Annotated in this window: 13 protein-coding genes; 5 read left to right on the top strand and 8 right to left on the bottom strand. The window is 60.2% G+C overall.

Going from position 1 to position 17549, the window contains the following annotated elements; translation table 11 throughout:
• The first annotated feature begins 327 nt into the window (after window positions 1-327).
• The 4 genes from aroF (at window position 328) to D7X94_RS01445 (ending at window position 4400) form a co-directional block, all read left to right on the top strand.
• Entirely contained in the window at window positions 328-1341 is a 1014-nt protein-coding gene (gene aroF, locus D7X94_RS01460; RefSeq protein ID WP_120425903.1) for a 3-deoxy-7-phosphoheptulonate synthase, read from the top strand.
• On the top strand, window positions 1338-2159 hold the full coding sequence (locus tag D7X94_RS01455; protein WP_120425902.1) for a prephenate dehydrogenase: 822 nt from the start codon (window positions 1338-1340) through the stop codon (window positions 2157-2159). Before aroF ends, D7X94_RS01455 begins: the two co-directional genes overlap by 4 nt.
• Before the next feature lie 676 nt (window positions 2160-2835).
• Window positions 2836-3882 carry a 3-dehydroquinate synthase gene (gene aroB, locus D7X94_RS01450; protein ID WP_120425901.1) on the top strand — a complete coding sequence of 349 codons (1047 nt, stop codon included), beginning with the start codon at window positions 2836-2838 and terminating at the stop codon, window positions 3880-3882.
• Window positions 3883-3890: 8 nt separating this feature from the next.
• A complete protein-coding gene (locus D7X94_RS01445) occupies window positions 3891-4400 on the top strand; it encodes an AAA family ATPase (protein WP_120425900.1) in 510 nt (169 codons plus the stop codon).
• A 720-nt stretch (window positions 4401-5120) separates the two neighbouring features.
• On the opposite strand, the gene D7X94_RS01440 is transcribed toward D7X94_RS01445, so the two are convergent.
• Complete coding sequence (locus D7X94_RS01440; RefSeq protein ID WP_243111079.1) at window positions 5121-6461, bottom strand: RsmB/NOP family class I SAM-dependent RNA methyltransferase; 1341 nt, start codon at window positions 6459-6461, stop codon at window positions 5121-5123.
• Between the two features lie 540 nt (window positions 6462-7001).
• Between D7X94_RS01440 and D7X94_RS18705 the strand changes: the two genes are divergently transcribed.
• Entirely contained in the window at window positions 7002-7169 is a 168-nt protein-coding gene (locus tag D7X94_RS18705) for a hypothetical protein (RefSeq protein WP_199714978.1), read from the top strand.
• A gap of 74 nt (window positions 7170-7243) precedes the next feature.
• Here D7X94_RS18705 and D7X94_RS01435 read toward each other — a convergent pair whose 3' ends face one another.
• The 7 genes from D7X94_RS01435 to D7X94_RS01405 form a co-directional block, all read right to left on the bottom strand.
• Complete coding sequence (locus D7X94_RS01435) at window positions 7244-8170, bottom strand: YitT family protein (protein ID WP_120425899.1); 927 nt, start codon at window positions 8168-8170, stop codon at window positions 7244-7246.
• 255 nt (window positions 8171-8425) lie between these two features.
• Window positions 8426-11080 carry a translation factor GTPase family protein gene (locus D7X94_RS01430; protein WP_120425898.1) on the bottom strand — a complete coding sequence of 885 codons (2655 nt, stop codon included), beginning with the start codon at window positions 11078-11080 and terminating at the stop codon, window positions 8426-8428.
• Window positions 11081-11721: 641 nt separating this feature from the next.
• Window positions 11722-13221 carry a serine hydrolase domain-containing protein gene (locus D7X94_RS01425; RefSeq protein WP_120425897.1) on the bottom strand — a complete coding sequence of 500 codons (1500 nt, stop codon included), beginning with the start codon at window positions 13219-13221 and terminating at the stop codon, window positions 11722-11724.
• A 494-nt stretch (window positions 13222-13715) separates the two neighbouring features.
• Complete coding sequence (locus D7X94_RS01420) at window positions 13716-14495, bottom strand: alpha/beta hydrolase (protein WP_199714976.1); 780 nt, start codon at window positions 14493-14495, stop codon at window positions 13716-13718.
• A gap of 25 nt (window positions 14496-14520) precedes the next feature.
• Complete coding sequence (locus D7X94_RS01415; RefSeq protein ID WP_120425895.1) at window positions 14521-15384, bottom strand: creatininase family protein; 864 nt, start codon at window positions 15382-15384, stop codon at window positions 14521-14523.
• Between the two features lie 21 nt (window positions 15385-15405).
• Window positions 15406-16314, bottom strand: a complete 909-nt coding sequence (locus D7X94_RS01410) for an MBL fold metallo-hydrolase (RefSeq protein WP_158590844.1) — start codon at window positions 16312-16314, stop codon at window positions 15406-15408.
• 336 nt (window positions 16315-16650) lie between these two features.
• A complete protein-coding gene (locus D7X94_RS01405; protein ID WP_120425893.1) occupies window positions 16651-17544 on the bottom strand; it encodes a carbohydrate ABC transporter permease in 894 nt (297 codons plus the stop codon).
• Window positions 17545-17549 lie beyond the last annotated feature (5 nt).

Here is a 17549-nt window from a genome sequence, read left to right as displayed (position 1 = left end):
AAAGAATAGACGGCTGCGTTTCTTCATAGACTCCGGTAGAATGTCCGGAGGGCGGGAAGATAAGGTTTTGCGCGGGCTGGGGCCCGTGCCGGAAGCGGAGCCGTGGCGCTCCGCTTTTTTGCTGCCAAAATTTTGTGTTGGAATGGATGATGCCAGACAAAATTGCGCGGTCCAGGGGCGGAAAACTTGGCTTTGCCAAGTATTGCAGACAAGCCGCGAACCGACCGAGCCGGGAGGCGAGACCGTTTCTTTGCGCCCGGAGGACTTTTATTACTCAAAAAAATATTTTCGCAAAAGGCTTACTGCTATTTTGAAAGGATGATTTTCATGATTATTGTACTCAAACCCAACCAGAGCCAGGAAAAGGTAGACGGCTTTATGAAGAAGCTGACCTCTTCCTATGATGTGCAGGTGAACACCTGGGTGGGCGCCCACAGCACGGTGCTGGGCCTGATCGGCGACACCACCGCCATCGACGACGAATATATCGCCGCCCAGGACGTGGTGGATTCCGTGCGCCGGGTCCAGGAGCCCTACAAGAAAGCCAACCGGAAGTTCCACCCTGAGGACACGGTGATTACCCTGCCCGGCGGGCAGCAGATCGGCGGGGGGGCCCTGGCCTTTATCGCCGGGCCCTGCTCTGTGGAGAGCGAGGAGCAGATCTGCGGCATCGCGGAGCGGGTAAAGGCCTCGGGGGCCCAGTTCCTCCGGGGCGGGGCCTTCAAACCCAGGACCTCCCCCTACGCCTTCCAGGGCATGAAAGCCGAGGGCCTGGAGTTGCTCTCCAAGGCCAAGAAAAAGACCGGCCTGCCCATCGTCACCGAGATCATGAGCATCGACCACCTGCCCTTGTTCGACGACGTGGACATCATTCAGGTTGGGGCCCGGAACATGCAGAATTTCGAGCTTCTGAAGCAGCTGGGCAAGCTACGCAAACCCATCCTCCTGAAGCGGGGGCTGGCCAACACCATGGAGGAGCTGCTGATGAGCGCGGAATACATCATGGCTGAGGGCAACGAGCAGGTGATCCTGTGCGAGCGGGGCATCCGCACCTACGAGACCATGACCCGCAACACCCTGGACATCTCCGCCGTGCCGGTGCTCAAGCGCCTCTCCCATCTGCCGGTGATCGTGGACCCCAGCCACGCCAGCGGCATCAACTGGCTCATCGAGCCCCTGGCCCTGTCCGCCGCCGCCATCGGGGCCGATGGCCTGATCATCGAGGTCCACAATGACCCCAGCCACGCCCTCTGCGACGGGGCCCAGTCCATCACGCCGGACCAGTTCGACGCCCTGGCCTCCAAGGTGGGCAGGCTGTGGGACACGGTGCGCGCCCTATGAAGATTGTGATTGTGGGCCTGGGGCTCATCGGGGGCTCTATTGCCAAGTCCTTGAAACAGAACACCGGCCATCAGGTGCTGGGCATAGACCGGGATCAGGACGCCCTGCTGGACGCCTGCTCCTGCGGGGCCATTGACGGCAAGGCCAGCAGGGACGACCTGAAAACCGCGGATCTGGTGTATCTCTGTGTGTACCCGGAGGGGGCGCTGGAATTTGCCAAGGAATCCGGCCCGATGCTGAAGGAGGGCTGCGTGCTGACGGATACCTGCGGCGTGAAGGGGGCCGTCTGCGCGGGGATGGAGGGCCTTGGGGGCAACTATGCCTTTGTGGCGGGGCATCCCATGGCCGGGAAGGAGCACAGCGGATTTTCCGCCAGCGACCCCAGCATTTTCGTGGGGGCGTCCTATATTATCGCGGACACCGGCGCGCCGGACTGGGCGGTGGAGCGGGTGGAGGGTCTTGCTCGGGCCATGGGCTTTGGCCGGGTGGTCCACACCGCGCCCCAGCGCCACGACCAGCTCATCGCCTTCACCTCCCAGGCGCCCCACGCCCTGGCCTGCGGGTACGTGATGAGCCCCCGCTGCCGGGAGCACCAGGGCTTCTCGGCGGGCAGCTACCGGGACGTGTCCCGGGTGGCCGATATCAACGCGGCTCTGTGGACCAGGCTTTTCCTGGACAACCGGGAGGCCCTGGTGGAGGAGCTGGACGAGCTGGAGCGGAACCTGCGGGCCATCCGGGACGCGGTGGCCCAGGGGGACGAGGACCGGCTGCGAAGGCTGCTCCAAAAGGCCGGTGAAATCAAGCGCCAGGTGGGGTAGGGCCAGACCTTGGGGACGCTGGTCTCGCCTGGTCTCGTCTGCCGACTCGGTCGGGTCAGAACGATTGCCACCGGCAATCTTCCCCGGCTCGGTCGGCGCTTGACGGTCCCCACTGGGGACCAGCGCCCCCAAACCCCTGCAACCTTTGAGAAAGGTAAGACTTCGTAAAACGAAGTCTACGAAACATTTTACCTACTCCTCACTTTGTTCGTCGTGAACAATTTATATGTTTTAGCTCAACCCTAACATATTGCGCGGTCCAGGGGCGGGGAAAACCGCCAGCGGCGATTGTTTTGACCCGACCGAACCGGCAGGTGAGACAGGCCCCTGGTAGGGTGTGGGACAACGTCCCACGGTCTTGCCCTTGAACTTAAACACCTGAGAAGCGCAATTTTTGCAGGTGTGAATAATAGTTAATCTCGCTCAGCTCGATTAACTATCCGAGTTTTGCTTTGCAAAACTCTTACCGGAGGGATGCGGAGAGTTCATCTCGTGTAACGAGATGAAACTCTTTTGCAACTGAATAAAAAGCCCCCCTAGTTTCGGAGCAAGCCAGCCGCATACAACACTCAATCAACCAGGGAAAAGTCTTTGAAGGTTCTTAGGGAACTTTTTTCAAAAAGTTCCCTAAGCCGCCGGAGGCCGTCCAATAATATAGAAAACACGGAGGAACCATATGGAAATTCAAGTGAAAACCCAGCGGCCCTACACCGTCACGGTGGAGCGGGGGGCCATGGACCGGGTGGGGCGGATCACCGGGGCCCTGAAAAAGCCCGGCACCAGGGCCATGCTCATCAGCGAGACCAACGTCATGCCCCTCTACGGCCAGAGAGTGAAAAACTCTCTGGAAGGGGCGGGCTTTGCGGTCAGCCAGTTCGTTTTCCCGGCGGGGGAGGAGCACAAGCAGCTCTCCACGGTCCAGGAGATGTACAAGGCCTTGGGGGAGAACGGCTTCACCCGCAGCGATCTTGTGGTCACCCTGGGCGGCGGCGTCACTGGGGACATGGGGGGCTTCGCGGCGGCAACCTTCCTGCGGGGGATGGATTTCCTCCAGGTCCCCACCAGTCTGGTGGCCCAGGCGGACGCCAGCGTGGGGGGCAAGACCGGCGTGGACCTGCCCTTCGGCAAGAATCTGGTAGGGGCCTTCCATCAGCCCATCGCGGTGGTCTCGGACCCGGACGCCCTCTCCACCCTGCCCAGGCACTATTTCAACGACGGCCTGGGGGAGGTGATCAAGCACGGCTGCATTGCGGACCGGGCGCTCTTTGAGGCCCTGGAGCGGGGCGCGGCCCTGGACGGCCTGGAGCAGGTGGTGGGCCGGTCCGTGGCCATCAAGCGGGACTTCGTGGAGGCGGACACCCTGGACACCGGCCGGCGGATGATCCTGAATTTCGGCCACACCTGCGGCCACGCCCTGGAAAAGCTCCACAATTTCCAGGGCCTCTCCCACGGCGAGGCGGTGGGCATCGGCATGGTGCTGGCCTGCCGGGCCGGGGAAAAACTGGGAATCACCGCCCCCGGCACAGGAGCGCGGATCGCGGCGGTGCTGGAGCGGTACGGCCTGCCCACGGCGGACCACTTCTCCTATAAGGAGATCGTGGAGGCCACGGCCCTGGACAAGAAAAGCGACGGCGGCACCCTGCGGTTTATCCTGATCCGGGACATCGGCGAGAGCCTGATCCACCCCCTTACCCGGGCGGAGCTGCTGGCCGCGCTGGCATAGGAGGCGCTATGGCGAAGCTGATTGTGCTCCGGGGGAATTCCGGCAGCGGGAAAACCACCGCCGCCAGGGCCCTCCAGGAAAAGCTGGGGTCCAACACCATGCTCATCTCCCACGACATGGTGCGGATGCAAATCCTCCACGTGTGGAGCCGAGAGGGGGTGGAGAAGTCCCTGCCCCTGATGGTGGAGCTGATGCGCTACGGGCGGCGGCACTCGGAATTTACCATCCTGGAGGGGATTCTGCCCGGCCGGGACTACGCCCCCCTCTTTGAGGCCTGCGTGGAGGAATACGGGCCCTGGATCTATGCCTATTACTATGACCTGCCCTTTGAGGAGACCCTCCGCCGCCATAGCACAAAGCCAAACCGGGACGAGTTTGGCGAGGCGGAGATGCGCCGGTGGTGGCAGGAAAAGGACCTGCTCTCCATGCTCCGAGAGACGCTTTTCACGGCGGAGCTCAGCTTGGAGGACGCGGTGGAGAGGATCTGCCGGGACGCCGCGAATGGAGACATGGGGTAGCCAGCGCGCTTGTTCAGCCTCTATTACTACAACTCTTAAGAAGTATAGCCTTTGAGCGTAATACTTGTGTAGCCTCCGTGCTTCGCACTGCGGCAAGGTCGTGGAGCTCTGCTCCACGCCACTTTTGAGAAAAGTAAGACATTCGCTACGCGAAGTCTACAAAACTTTTAACCTGGTTAGCTGAGTGTGCAAAAGCCGAGCACATTGCCGGGTCCAGGGGGTCGCTGTGTGCCAGTGGCACACAATCCGCGAGCCGACCGAGCCGGTAGGCGAGACCCGGAGCCTCACGACCTTGACCTTAACTCCTGAGAAGCGCATTTCTGGTGTGTGAATAATAGTTAACACTCGCTGTGCTCGGTTAACTATCCGAGTTTTGCGAAGCAAAACTCTTAAGAGGCCCCTTTTTGCAAGAGAAAAAGGGGCCTGGTCCTGGAACTGGCCAACTGCGTGCGCAGTATCCCAGCCAAAAGTTTCCGTCAGGCTGTGTGCCTGTCGCTAAGTCACCCCGCACGCCGTTCCCCCCATAAAAACACCCAAAAAGTATACCTATAATTTGTGGTATGAACCGGTCCGAATGGGAAAACCGGCGTGCTACGTTCTATTGGTACAGCCTTCTATAGTTAACACAGTTCAAAAGAGGCTGAATAACCTCTTTTGAACCAGGCGGCATAGCCGCCCAGCTTGAAAATCGTATTTACCGATTTTCAAGTGCGTTTACTATTAGGAACGGTTCCGCAGGCCTTTGGGATACCGGTTTTTCAACCGTCCGCCGCTGGCCTTGCCGAAACCCACCGTCACCCCGTTGACACACACCGCCGTGTAGCCCTTGCGGGAGCAGTCGATCTCCTCCCCCCGGAGGAACGCCGCCAGCTCCGGGCTCTCCGGGGAAAAATTCAGGGCGCCGCGGCAGTCCGCCCCCGCCCGACTCATAAATACCCCGTGGGCAGGCTCCAGCCGTCCCTTCCTCAGGCAGGCCAGCTCTACCCCGGCCCGCAGAACTCCCAGCCCGGAAAGCACGGGCAGCTCCTCCGGCACAAGGAGCAGGGTATCCTTTACCTGGGCCAGCCGCCCAGGATAGGGAACCTGAAACAGCTCCTCCCAGAGCTCCCGCCCGGCCAAGGCCTGCTTTTCTCCCAGATACCCAGAAAAGCTCCCTATCCGGCAGAGATTCTCATCTACCCGCCGGAACCGCGCCACAAAATGTCCCTCGCCTCCGTCCATGGGGTAGATCCGCCGGGCCAGACCGCCCCGCAAATCCGGCCGGCCGAAACCAGCCTCAATAGGCTCTGGCACAAACTCCGGGTGGGCCAGAAGGAATTTCTTCACCACCCCTTCGTTCTCTTCCGGAGAAAAAGTGCAGGTGGAGTAGACCAGCACCCCATCCCCTGCCACCGCCAGCGCCGCTGAATCCAGAATTGCCAGCTGCCGCACCGCGCAGGCCTCCACCCCCTGCTGGGACCATTCTGCCGCAGCCTGGGGATTCCGCCGGAACATCCCCTCTCCGGAGCAGGGCGCGTCTACCAGGACCCTGTGGAAATACCCCCGCAGTCCTTGACAGAGCCGCTGCGGATGGCAGCAGGAAACTACGGCATTTAGCACCCCCAGCCGCTCCAGGTTCGAGAGTAGCGCCCCTGTGCGGCTCCGGACAGTTTCGTTGCTCCATAGCAGGCCCTTGCCCATCAGCAGCCCGGCGATCTGGGTAGACTTTCCTCCCGGGGCGGCGCACAGGTCCAGCACCCGCTCCCCAGGCCTGGGATCCAAAGCCGTCACCGCCGAAGAGGCCGAGGGCTCCTGGGAATAGAACATTCCGGCATGATGGGCAGGCAAGCGGCCAACCCCCTCTTGATAGTCCCCGTAAAAGGCCCCCGGCGCAAAACCGGAGGGCAAAAGAGGAAAAGGCAGGCTGGCCCGCAGAACATCCTCGCCGCATTTCAAAGGATTAAGCCGGACGCCCCGGAAGGCTGGCTCCCTGTATCCCTCCCAAAATGCCTGATATTCCGCCCCCAGCAGGGCCTGCATCCGCGTTAGAAAAACCTCCGGCAGATTCATATCAACCGCCAAGGATATCGGATTCCCCCAATCAAAGATAAAAAATCTTTGAACCCGATATCGCTCCTTTCTTCCTGTTTTTTCCATTTAAGCCAGTTTGAGGCCGTTTTTTCAGAAACGCCTTACTAAGAGCCTATCCCAAAATAATCCGCACACAGTTTGCATATTTTTCGCTATAGCACATAGCTTGCACTTGCCGAATCGCAAGACCATAAATGGTCTGATTCGCTGCGCTCAATCGAGTTGCTCTGCAACTCTTGTGCACCTCCAGCAGAAAATCTGAAGAGTTCATCGAAGATCAACTCTAGCACAACTCTGCGCATGTCTTATTTCGGGACCGGCTCTAAAAAACACAGACCGACTTTCAGCCGCAAACCCAAATCCAGATGAGCTCAAGCAGCTTCTGCGGAGAAAAACCACTTTGTCCGCATAATCCGGCGCAGGCTGTTTACAATATTCTTCGGAAGGCTCCGGCGCACGCCAAGCCGCCTTTCAGGGACTTGTCCCGCGCCGGCGGCTTCACCTTTTATTATAAGAAAGGAAGATGTCGTTATGTCTAACCAGAACAATCAGAACAGCCGCTCTCAGAACCAGAGCCGCCAGAACAGCCAGAACCAGCAGAACCAGAATCAGAATCAGAATCAGAACCAGAAGTCCAAGAACCAGAGCCAGAATCAGCGCTCCAACAATAACCAGCAGGAGCAGAACGAGCAGTACTAACCTGCTCCGGCCTGGCGGGCAAAAGCCTGCCGGGCTTTCTTTTTTCCGTTTTTGGGGCTCCCGCCAGACGGCGTCTATTTCTGGGTTTCCCCGTTCCGCAGCTCTCGGATCAGCTCTCTGAGGGGCTTGTCATCGGAACGCATGGGCCGGAAGCCCTCTCCGGTGATCTGTCCCGCGTCTCCCACAATGACAAAGGCGTTCTTATCCTCTTCCCGGATAATGGACTGCACCTGGTATACCTCGAAGCGCCGGACCACGCAGAGCATGGTTTCCCCAGGCTCTTTGCTGTAGCCCCCATGGCTGTCCAAGTACGTCACCGTGCGGTCCATCTCCCGAATTACTCGTTCTCCCATCTCCCGCACCTTGGGAGACATCACATAAAACAGCTTGCCAGTACCCGCGTCTGTGCCATACAGAATGGCGTCGATGATACTGGTGCTTACAAAAATGGCAATACAGGCATACATAGCGTTTTCAATGCTGCCAAACACCACTGCCGAGGCCGCCACAATTACGCCGTCCAGGGCCAACATGAGCTTGCCCATGGACAAATGGGGCATCCGCCGCTCCAGCAGCCGGGCCACCATATCCGTACCGCCGGTGGTTGCGCCCCGGATAAAGGTGAGAGACAGTCCTAGGCCTTCGCATACGCCGGAAAAGACAGCTACCAGGATGGGATCCCCCCGGTAGACAGGCATAAAGCCCGAAAACACATCGATGAGAAGAGAGGAAAGGGCAATGGCAGCCATTGTACGGATTACCAGTTTATAGCCGATCTCCACCACGGCCCAGATGATAATGGGAATATTGATCAAGAAACTCATCAAGCCAATGGGGGTGCCGAAAAGATAATTCAGCATGGTGCAAAGACCGGTGACTCCGCCGGGGGCGATGTTGTTCGGCGCGGTGAGGGATGTCACCGCCGCCGCGTAGACCACCGCGCCGGCCGAGAGAAATAGTCCGTCCAAAAACATATCTTTCTTTTGATTCGCCAGATTCATTATGGGAATGACTCCTTTCCATCCAGAGCCTGTATGCACAGCCTGCAATTATAGTAAATTAACTTTAGAACCGGCAAAGTTGGTTCTAAAGTTAGGCGGATCAGCCGCCTGGTTCAAAACACCTTTGTGAACGCAATGAAGGAAGCACTGATTAATTCACGCCTGAGCGGCCTTTTCGAAGCTGCCCCGCGTGAAATGTCTTTGCCATACGGTTAGTATGCCTACGAAAATTTGCCTTAAGCGGCTAAAAAATTTTCAGTCCCCCCTGCGCTTTTTCCTCTTTTCCGCCTTCCGCAGGACGTCTCCCAGAGTTGCCCCCCGCAGGGCCATGCGCCGCTCCCGCAATATGGCGGCAATCTCCCCCTCCGCCTGCTCCACCTCTGCCCTCAGCTCCCGGGAGGAGATCCGCAGGGACCCATGGCCCAGAATGATCAACTGCTCCGCAAAGTCCGCCGTGGCCACCCGCACCCGCCGCTTTTCCCGGGTGAGCTGATAGCTGGTCTTTTCAATATAGGCGTCTGCGGTTTCCGCCTCTTTGGTGTACACCACATAGATGTTGTGATAGCGGAACACGGATCCCGTCCCCTTGGGCACCTTGTAGGCGTCGAACACCAGGATTACCCGGTTCTGCCGGTAGCCCTGGTAATTGCTGAGGATGTCCATCAGGGCCAGACGCGCGGCCTCCAGATCCTCCCGGGCGATGGCGTTCAGGTCCTCCCAGGCGAAGATCATGTTATAGCCGTCCACCAGAAGGTATTCCGGACCCGAGTCCGGCGGAGGGACCGCAACTCTCCCTCCCAGAGACTCCGCCGGTTTTTTGGGGGCCTTGGGCTGGAAGTCCCGGTAGGTCACCGCGCCGTAGGTCCTCTCAAAGATGGCCAGCAGCTCCGCGTCCTGCTCCAGCGTCCCCTTTGACGGATTCGGCGGAGCGGACCCTGAGCGGCCGGCCCCGGCGAAAGGGACGGGGTCCTCCTCTTCTGTGGGGATGGGGTAGGCGGGCAGATGCATGTAGGCCTCCACCTGGTCCCAGGGCACCAGAAAGCCCGCCCCGTGGGCGCAGAACACCGAGCCCGTGGGGTCCTCCACGTCCTGGTCCGGGTCATAGCCCAGCCGGGTCACGACCTCCTCCTGGTCCCCACAGGGGCGGTAACCCTCCAGGGTGCAGGCCACCCGGCCCCGTCCCTTGGTGTAGGCGGCCAGCTCCCCGGCATAGTCCCCGAAGGCCGCCACGGGCACCGCCGCGTTGAGCACCGTCTCCTCCCCCACTGTCTGAGGCGTATCCGCTTCCCCGCCCATGCGCTGGATGTCCGTCAAGACCCGCCCCAGGTTGGGCGATGGCAATTCCAGACGCAGGCTATACCAGGGCTCCAAGAGGATGGACCGGGCCTTCCGAAGCCCCTGGCGCACAGCCCGGTAGGTGGCCTGGCGGAAGTCGCCGCCCTCGGTGTGCTTCTCGTGGGCCCGGCCGGCCAGCAGAATGATCCGCATGTCCGTGATGGCCGATCCCGTCAGCACCCCCCGGTGGGTCTTTTCCTCCAAATGGGTGAGGATCAGCCGCTGCCAGCTGCGCGCCAGGTCGTCCTCCGGGCAGGCGGAGGCGAACTCCAGGCCGCTGCCTCTGGGAAGGGGCTCCAAAAGCAGGTGCACCTCAGCGTAGTGGCGCAGGGGTTCGAAATGCCCCACCCCCTCCACCGGGGCGGCGATGGTCTCCTTGTACACCACATTCCCCGGGCCGAACCCCACCTCCAGCCCGAACCGGTCCAGGATTACCCGCTTAAGGATCTCCGCCTGGACCTTGCCCATCAGCCGCAGGTGGATCTCCCCGATGGCCTCCTTCCACTCCAGGTGGAGCTGGGGGTCCTCCTCGGCCAGCTGGCGGAGCTTGGGCAGCACGGCGTTGGTCTGGACCACCTCGGGCAGGATCAGCCGGTAGACCAGGGCGGGCTCCAGCTCCGGATGGGTGGCGGCGGGCCCCTGGGCCCCGATGCCCTGGCCGGGGAAGGTGGAGAGCAGGCCCGTCACGGCGCAGACCGTACCCGCCGGGGCCTCGCTGACCGGGGTGAACCTGGCCCCGGAGTAGACGCGGATCTGGTCCACCTTTTCCCCGCCGCCGGGCAGGTCCACCACGTCCTTAACCCGCAGGCAGCCCCCGGTGATCTTCATATGGGTGAGGCGGACGCCCTGACTGTCCCGGGAAATTTTGAATACACGTGCGGCAAATGCCTCCCCCCAGGAGGGAGACGGGGCAAAGCAGCGGATGGCCTCCAGGAGTTCACCGGCCCCCTGAGCCCTCAGAGCGCTGCCGAAGAGGCAGGGAAAGAGCTTCCTCTCCCCCACCAGCCGGGCCAGGGTGCCGTCGGAGAGCCCGCCCCCTTCCAGGTACTCATTGAGGGCCGCCTCATCCCCCAGAGCCGCCTGCTCCCAAAAGCTGTCCCGGCCGTGCTCCGAGAAATCCAGAATTTCCCGGGAAAGGACGGCCCGGAGCTTTTCCAGGAGGGCGTCCTTGTCCACAGGCTGGTCCATCTTGTTGAGGAACAGGAACACGGGGACCCGATGCTTTTCCAGCAGCCGCCAGAGGGTGAGGGTGTGGCCCTGGGGGCCGTCCGGGCCGGAGACCACCAAAATGGCGCAGTCCAGCACCTGAAGGGTGCGTTCGGCCTCGGCGGAGAAGTCCACGTGGCCGGGGGTGTCCAGCAGGGTGAGCTCCAGGTCCTCCAGGGAGAGCACCGCCTGCTTGGAGAAGATGGTGATGCCCCGCTCCCGCTCCAGGTCCTCGGTATCCAGGAAGGCGTCGGCGTGGTCCACCCGGCCCAGGCTGCGCAGAGCGCCGCCCCGGTACAGAAGGGCCTCGGACAGGGTGGTCTTTCCCGCGTCCACATGAGCCAGAATTCCTACGGTCAGCCTGCGCATGGGCATCCTCCTCTCTTAAGGTCGTGGGATTTCACCCCACACCCCACAAACTTTTACCCACTCCTCGCTTTGCTCGTCGTGAACGATTTACAGAACAACATTGACCGGTCCAGCTGGTCTTAAGCTGGCGGGGGTGTGGGGCGCGGAGCCCCACGGTCTTGCCCTTAAACTCCTGAGAAAACAACGCAGGAAAATAGGAAAACAGTCCACTGGACTGTTTTCCGCAAGAAACCCTCGTCGGGGGTTTCTTGTTTCGCTTTGCATCTGCAAAGCGAACGAAAGCTACATAGCGCTGGCGGGTTCCGGTTTCCAGGAAACTTTTTCCCTTGTAAAAAGTTTCCTCTTAAGAGTTTTGCTTCGCAAAACTCGGATAGTTAACCAAGCGCAGCGAGCGTTAACTATTATTCACACTTCAAAAATACGCTTCTCAGGTGTTTCAGGTCAAGTGCAAGACCTTGGGGACGCTGTCCCCAAACCCCTGCAGCCTTTGAAAAGGCTGGCGAAACTTTTACCCTGGATAGCTGGGCGTGCGGACGAAGTCCCCCTCAAAAAAAGCAGACATCTCCCGCCCGCGCTTCGGCAAACCAAAAGGCCCCGGCGAGAGCGGAAAATGTCTCCTTTCGCTTCGCGCTATTCTTTCATCAAACCCGCTTCGCCACCACGGGGCCGTCCTGGTCCTGGGGGCCGAAGCCGCCCACGGACACCTCCCGGGTCACCTCTGCCCGGTCCCCGCTGAAAGCAAAGTGGAAGAGGTCCTCAAAGCAGGTCTCCACCCATCTGGCGGCGACTGTAAAGGTATCCTCCTTGCTCCACCAGCCGTGGAGGCACAGCCTGCTGATGGGTGAGCCCGGTTCCGGGGCACGGTTCATCCGCCGCGTGCCGTCCGTGGCGATCTCCACCGCCTTCTCCCGGCCGTCCTGAACGTAGCGCAGCAGACAGTACCCCGGCAGGAACTCCAGGGAGAAGCGCGCAAAGCCGCCGGGGCCCTCCCAGCCGTTCATCCAGGACTTCTTATGCCAGCTGAGCCTGCCCTTCTCCACCTGATAGAGCCGCCCGGAGATCTCCTTTTCCAGAGGGCTATGGGGGGCGAACCGGGGCGCCGCCAACGCCAGAGATCCCATCCGGGCGCACAGCTTTCCGCTGGCTTCGGCGTCCTCCGGCATGGCTTCGTCCCCGGCGATCTCGTCCAGGAACTCCCAGATCACATCCAGGCTCTTCTGGGCCCAGTGGGCTCCGGTGGCCGTCTCGTTGATGGAGATGATCATGTCCCTGTCCGGCACCACGATGGAGAACTGGCCCATGGCCCCGTCCGCCCGGTACACGCCCTTGGGCCTGCACATCCAGATCTGGAAGCCGTAGCCCACGAAATTGTCCTTGGCCTCGGGGTTGCCCTTGGCCTCCGTGGCGGATTCGTTCTGGACGCTGGTGGCCTTTGCCACGTAGTCTGCGGAGAGAATCCGCTGGCCCTCCCAGACGCCACCGTCCGCGTAGAGCTTCATCAGCCGGAGGTTGTCCTCGGTGGTGGTGTAGAAGCCGCCGCCCCCCACCTCGGTGCCGTCGGGCATGTGCATGTAGCCCACATTCTCCGGGTCGATGCCGATCTTCTCGTAGAGCCGGGGGGTCAGGTACTCGTGGACGGACATGCCAGCCACCCTGCGCACGATGGCGCAGAGCATGGTGGATCCCACGCTGTTGTACATATAGGTGGTGCCGGGCTCGTGGACCACGGGCGTGGCCAGGAAATCCCGGATCCACTCCCTGCTGGGGGCGGGCATGGTGTCCATACCGCAGCCCATGCACAGCACGTCCCGGACGGTGAGCTGCTTCAGGTTCTCGCTGGGCTCCGTCGGAGATTCCTCCGGGAAGATATCGATGAGCCGGTCCTCCAGCTTCACAAGGCCCTCGGTGCAGGCGATGCCCACCGCCGTGGCGGAGTAGGTCTTGGACAGGGACTGCAGCCCGTGGCGCAGCCCCGGCGCGTAAGGGGCCCACCAGCCCTCGGTGCAGATCTTTCCATGGCGCATAATCATCAGACCGTGGGGCTCGGTGAAGCCGCTCTCCAACTTGTCCAGCAGCCGCTCAATGGCCCCGCTGGGGATCCCCACCGATTCCGGCGTCACCCGCTGAAATTCTTTTCTCAACTCTCGTTCCCTCCTATTATAATGGATTGCTCTCGGTTCGTCAAGGCCTCCCCAAGGTCGTGGAGGCTCTGCCTCCACACCTCCGCCACCTTTGAAAAGATGGACGAAACTTTTACCCACTCCTCACTACGTTCGTCGTGAACGATTTATATGGTTTAGCTCAGCCACAACACATTGCGCGGTCCAAGACTTGGCGTAGCCAAGTCTCAGGCGTCTAGGCCCCTGGTAGGGTGTGCCTTAGCAACGTCCCACGGTCTTGCCCTTGACCTTAACACCTGAGAAGCGCATTTTTTGAAGGTGAATTGGCGCAAAGCGCCAAGAGGAAACGGAGAGTTCATCTCGCCGTGCGAGATGAATCTCTTTTGCAACTGAGAAAAAAGTTTCCTAGTTCTGGAACCAGCCAGCGGCGAGCATTCACACCCAGCTTGCTCATTTTGCCTCGCTTGGCGCGGTGTGCCGAAGGCCTCCTAACACTTCAAAAAAGCAAATTCCCATCAAACCTGATTGGGGCCCATAGCCTTGTACGCATCCTCCCGCTTGATCCACTGCAGGAAGTTCAGAATCTCGATGTCCCAGATGGCGAACTCATGCTTGTAGCCGGGCATGTCGTCATAGCGCAGCCGCGCGCCCTTCCAGGTCTTTTCCAGGAAATTGTGGTACTCAGTCACCGGCTCGTAGAGGAAGTCCTTGTCCCCAATGCACAGGAACAGGTCCGGCACCTTGCCCCCGGCCACGGCCTTTTCCGTGACCTCGTACAGGTCCCGCAGCACCAGCCCACGGGACTGGGCCCGGTCCTCGATCTGCTGCTTGTTGAACACCGCCGGGGAGAAGGCCCCGATGGCGCTGTAGCGCTCCGGGTTCTCCAGGCCGTGGAGCAGGGAGCCGTAGCCGCCCATGGAGAGCCCCGCGATGTACCGCTCTTCGGGCTTGTTAGAGATTGGGAAATAGTTCTCCACAAACTCCGGCAGCTCCTTTTCCAGGAAATCGTAGAAATTGTTGCCGCCGGGAGCATTGTCATAGGGCACATTGCCTACAGAGAAGGTCACCACCGCGATGCGCTCCTCCTCGGCGTACCGGTCCACGCTGGTGAACCGGTGCCAGACGGCATAGTCGTTGCCGTGACCGTGGAGCAGATACAGCACCGGGAACTTGGCGGGCAGCTTGTGGGTGTGCTCCTGGTCCATGTTGCAGGGGGTGAAGGAGGGCAGGGTGACCTCGATGTCCACCCCATGCCCCAGGGAATAGGAAAATAAATTGCACTGTACTCTTGCCATTGATAGCACTCCTTTCAAAAATGCCTTATTTATTGGGATAGTATTTGTTTTTGGGGAGAATTCCGGCATACCGGGGGATGATCTTCTCCTGCTGCTCCTGGTCCAGCTCCCGGAGCTTCTGTACATACAGCTCGATTTCCATGTTATCCACGATCTCCCGCAGCTTGGCGGCCCCCTTGGCGCAACGCTCGTCCCGCTCCTCCAGGGTCTTGCAGGCTCCGGTCATTCCCACATGGTCCTGAGGTTCCTCAAAATAAAAGCCTACCGAGCCGGAACCATGGGCAAAGCGTTGGAACACGTCCGTGTTGTCGATCACGGCCCGGGGCTGGCGCTTCTCCGGCGTGGGCAGGTCAGGGTCCACCACCAGCTCGTTTTTACGGTCCAGGATTTCGTAAGCGCCATAACATAGACCGTCAAAATCGTCCAGGCTCATATTCACTCCCTTTCCCCGAACAAAATCAATCACGTTGATCGTGTCAATATAACTGATCGGGCACTTGGTTTCATCAAAGAAATCCGTCACCAGCACACCGCCGGTCAGGAAAGCCGGGCCGTGGCAGGACACATAGATCTGGCGGCGGAAGCCCTGGTTCAGCAGGGAGTGGGCAATGGCTTTCAGATAGGGCAAGCCCTTGGAGACGGACATCTGGATGGTGCCCGGGCTCATGGGGCTGGCCCCGCAGAAGAAGTAGGGCAGCTGGCCCAGTACCAGGCCGTCCACCTTCTCGGCCATCAAAAGGCTGAGGGCCTCCGGAACTGTTTGCTCCACGTCCAGAGGAAAGGTGCCGTGGACCTCCACCGTGCCAAAGGGCACAAAGATGATGTCGTTACGCTCCACGTACTGGCAGACCTCGTCGTGGGTCATTTTGGGCAGAAATCTGGTTCTCATAGTTTGCTCCTTCTCTATATTTCAAATGCGGGACGGGGAATAGACCACCATGGCCTGCCCCACGCATTTGATCCGCCTCTGGGCGGGGTCATCCACATAGTCGTACTCCTCGAACTCCTCCGGCGCGGCGATCATGGCCTCGCAGCAGGCCAGCATGTCCGTCACCAGCTCCGGGCCCATGCCCAGCCGCCCGTGGCCCGGATAGAGCGCCTTCACCTGGTCCAGCCGGGGCAGGAAATCCCGGATGGCGTTCCGGAAGGCGGTGACAGTCATGTACTCCGGGTAGTGGGGGGCCGGGAAGCGGTCCAGAATCAGGGTGGGGGTGGAGAGGATGGCGTCCCCGCTGAACAGGGCCCCGGTGCTGTGGTCCAGGAACATGGTTCCCCCCGCGGCGTGGCCGGGCATATGGATGGCCTCCACCTCGTGGCCCGGGCCCAGGACGAGCCGGAAGCCCTCCTCCATCTCCCCGATCTCCAGGCTCTCGTCCAGGGGCTGCACGTCCTCCGGGCGGTAGAAATCCCCGGCGGGCAGCAGCCTGTGTCCGCTTCGGATGGAATCCCGGAGATAAGGGGCGTCGTACTTGTGGCAGTAGACTTTACCGAACTGCCCGGCCCCGGCGCTGTGGTCCCCGTGAAAATGGGTGAGGGCCACGTCGCAGGGCTTGTCCGTGAGGGTCTCCACCAGGGCCTTCAGGTCCCCCACGCCGAAGGCCGTGTCGATGAGCAGGGCCCGGTCCTCCCCCTCGATCAGGTGCATCCAGGTGCCGGTGCCCTTGCTGTGGCCGTCGAAAAACAGGTGCCGCACGCCGGGGATCTCCGGGTTCTGGAACACCAGCACATAGGGGTCCGCCGGGCAGGTCTCGTGGGGCTTTCCGGCCAGCGCGGCCGCGTAGACGTCGTTTTCCGCCATGTGTTCCTTCCATTGGGACATAACCATTCTCCTCTCGAAAAAATCCTTAAGACCTTGGGGCGTTGCCCCAAACCCCACAAACTTTTTGAAAAAAGTTTGATCAAAAACTTTTACCCTGCTTCCTCACTTCGTTCGTCGCAGACAATTCACGTTTTTTTATCGCGCTAACCTAACAACCGTAAAAGTTTTGCTCGAGCTCTTTCAAAAGCTCGCAGGGTGTGGGACGGAGTCCCACGACCTTGCCGTAGTACGCGACCTGTGCGTACGAAGGCCACACAGTATTACTACAAAAAGTATCGATTATAAGACGGCGGGGCCGCCCGAAAGCCCGCCCCGCTGTCTGAATCATATTCTGGATTATCCCTTTACGCCGCCGATCACGATGCCCTTCACAAAGGACTTCTGGATGAAGGGGTACACGATCATCACCGGCACCACCGCCACCACGGCGATGGCCATGCGCACGCCTACGCTGGGAATAGCACCCAGCTCCAGGTTCACGCCCTGCAATTGCTGGGCAGAGGTCTTGAGGAACTGGATATTGTTCAGCATGTTGGTCAGCACGTTCTGGATGCTGTAGAGGTCGGTGCGCTTTACCAGATAGTAGAGGCCGTTGGTCCAGTCGTTCCAATAGGCCAGGCCGGACATCAGGCCCACCGTGCCGATGATGGGAGTGGACATGGGCAGCACAACCTCAATCAGGGTTTTCAGCTCGCTGGCGCCATCCAGGCGGGCCGCCTCAATAATCGCGTCCGGAATATTGGTCTTAAAGTAGTTGCGCATCAGGATCACGTTAAAGGGACTCATCAGGAAGGTAGGGATCAGCAGGGCAAAAATCGTATCCCGGATGTGGAAGATCTGGGAGTACATGATGTAGGTGGGCACCAGACCGCCGTTAAACAGCATGGTGAAGAACACCAAAAAGGCGATGACATTTCTGGCGGGCAGTCCGGGGCGGGCCAGAGGGTAGGCCAGGAAAACCGTCATAACCACATTGCAGGCGGTGCCCACCAGAGTCACCAGGAAGGTGACGCCATAGGCCCGGAACACTGTCTGGCTGGCCTTAAAGATGTATTGGTAAGACGCCGCGCTGAATTTGGCCGGGAAGAAGGAGTAGCCGTTCATGGTCAGGGTCTGCTCGTCCGTAAAAGAGGCCATCAGCAGCAGCAAAAGGGGAATGACGCATATTAAGGTCAATATGGTCAGAACAATGTTCGGTATAATTTTGGCAGCCTTACTTGACGTAATCATTTATT

The organism is Acutalibacter sp. 1XD8-33 (genome assembly GCF_003612555.1).
Lineage (GTDB): Bacteria > Bacillota > Clostridia > Oscillospirales > Acutalibacteraceae > Acutalibacter.
This window is presented reverse-complemented; position numbering and strand designations above follow the sequence as displayed.

Bases quoted from the DNA above. Each gene is read 5' to 3' on its own strand.
- D7X94_RS01410 (WP_158590844.1), bottom strand. From the start codon at position 16,314: ATGTCCCAATGGAAGGAACACATGGCGGAAAACGACGTCTACGCGGCC.
- D7X94_RS01420 (WP_199714976.1), bottom strand. From the start codon at position 14,495: ATGGCAAGAGTACAGTGCAATTTATTTTCCTATTCCCTGGGGCATGGG.
- D7X94_RS01415 (WP_120425895.1), bottom strand. From the start codon at position 15,384: ATGAGAACCAGATTTCTGCCCAAAATGACCCACGACGAGGTCTGCCAG.
- D7X94_RS01405 (WP_120425893.1), bottom strand. From the start codon at position 17,544: ATGATTACGTCAAGTAAGGCTGCCAAAATTATACCGAACATTGTTCTG.
- D7X94_RS01430 (WP_120425898.1), bottom strand. From the start codon at position 11,080: ATGCGCAGGCTGACCGTAGGAATTCTGGCTCATGTGGACGCGGGAAAG.
- D7X94_RS01455 (WP_120425902.1), top strand. From the start codon at position 1,338: ATGAAGATTGTGATTGTGGGCCTGGGGCTCATCGGGGGCTCTATTGCC.
- D7X94_RS18705 (WP_199714978.1), top strand. From the start codon at position 7,002: ATGTCTAACCAGAACAATCAGAACAGCCGCTCTCAGAACCAGAGCCGC.
- D7X94_RS01445 (WP_120425900.1), top strand. From the start codon at position 3,891: ATGGCGAAGCTGATTGTGCTCCGGGGGAATTCCGGCAGCGGGAAAACC.
- aroF (WP_120425903.1), top strand. From the start codon at position 328: ATGATTATTGTACTCAAACCCAACCAGAGCCAGGAAAAGGTAGACGGC.
- aroB (WP_120425901.1), top strand. From the start codon at position 2,836: ATGGAAATTCAAGTGAAAACCCAGCGGCCCTACACCGTCACGGTGGAG.
- D7X94_RS01435 (WP_120425899.1), bottom strand. From the start codon at position 8,170: ATGAATCTGGCGAATCAAAAGAAAGATATGTTTTTGGACGGACTATTT.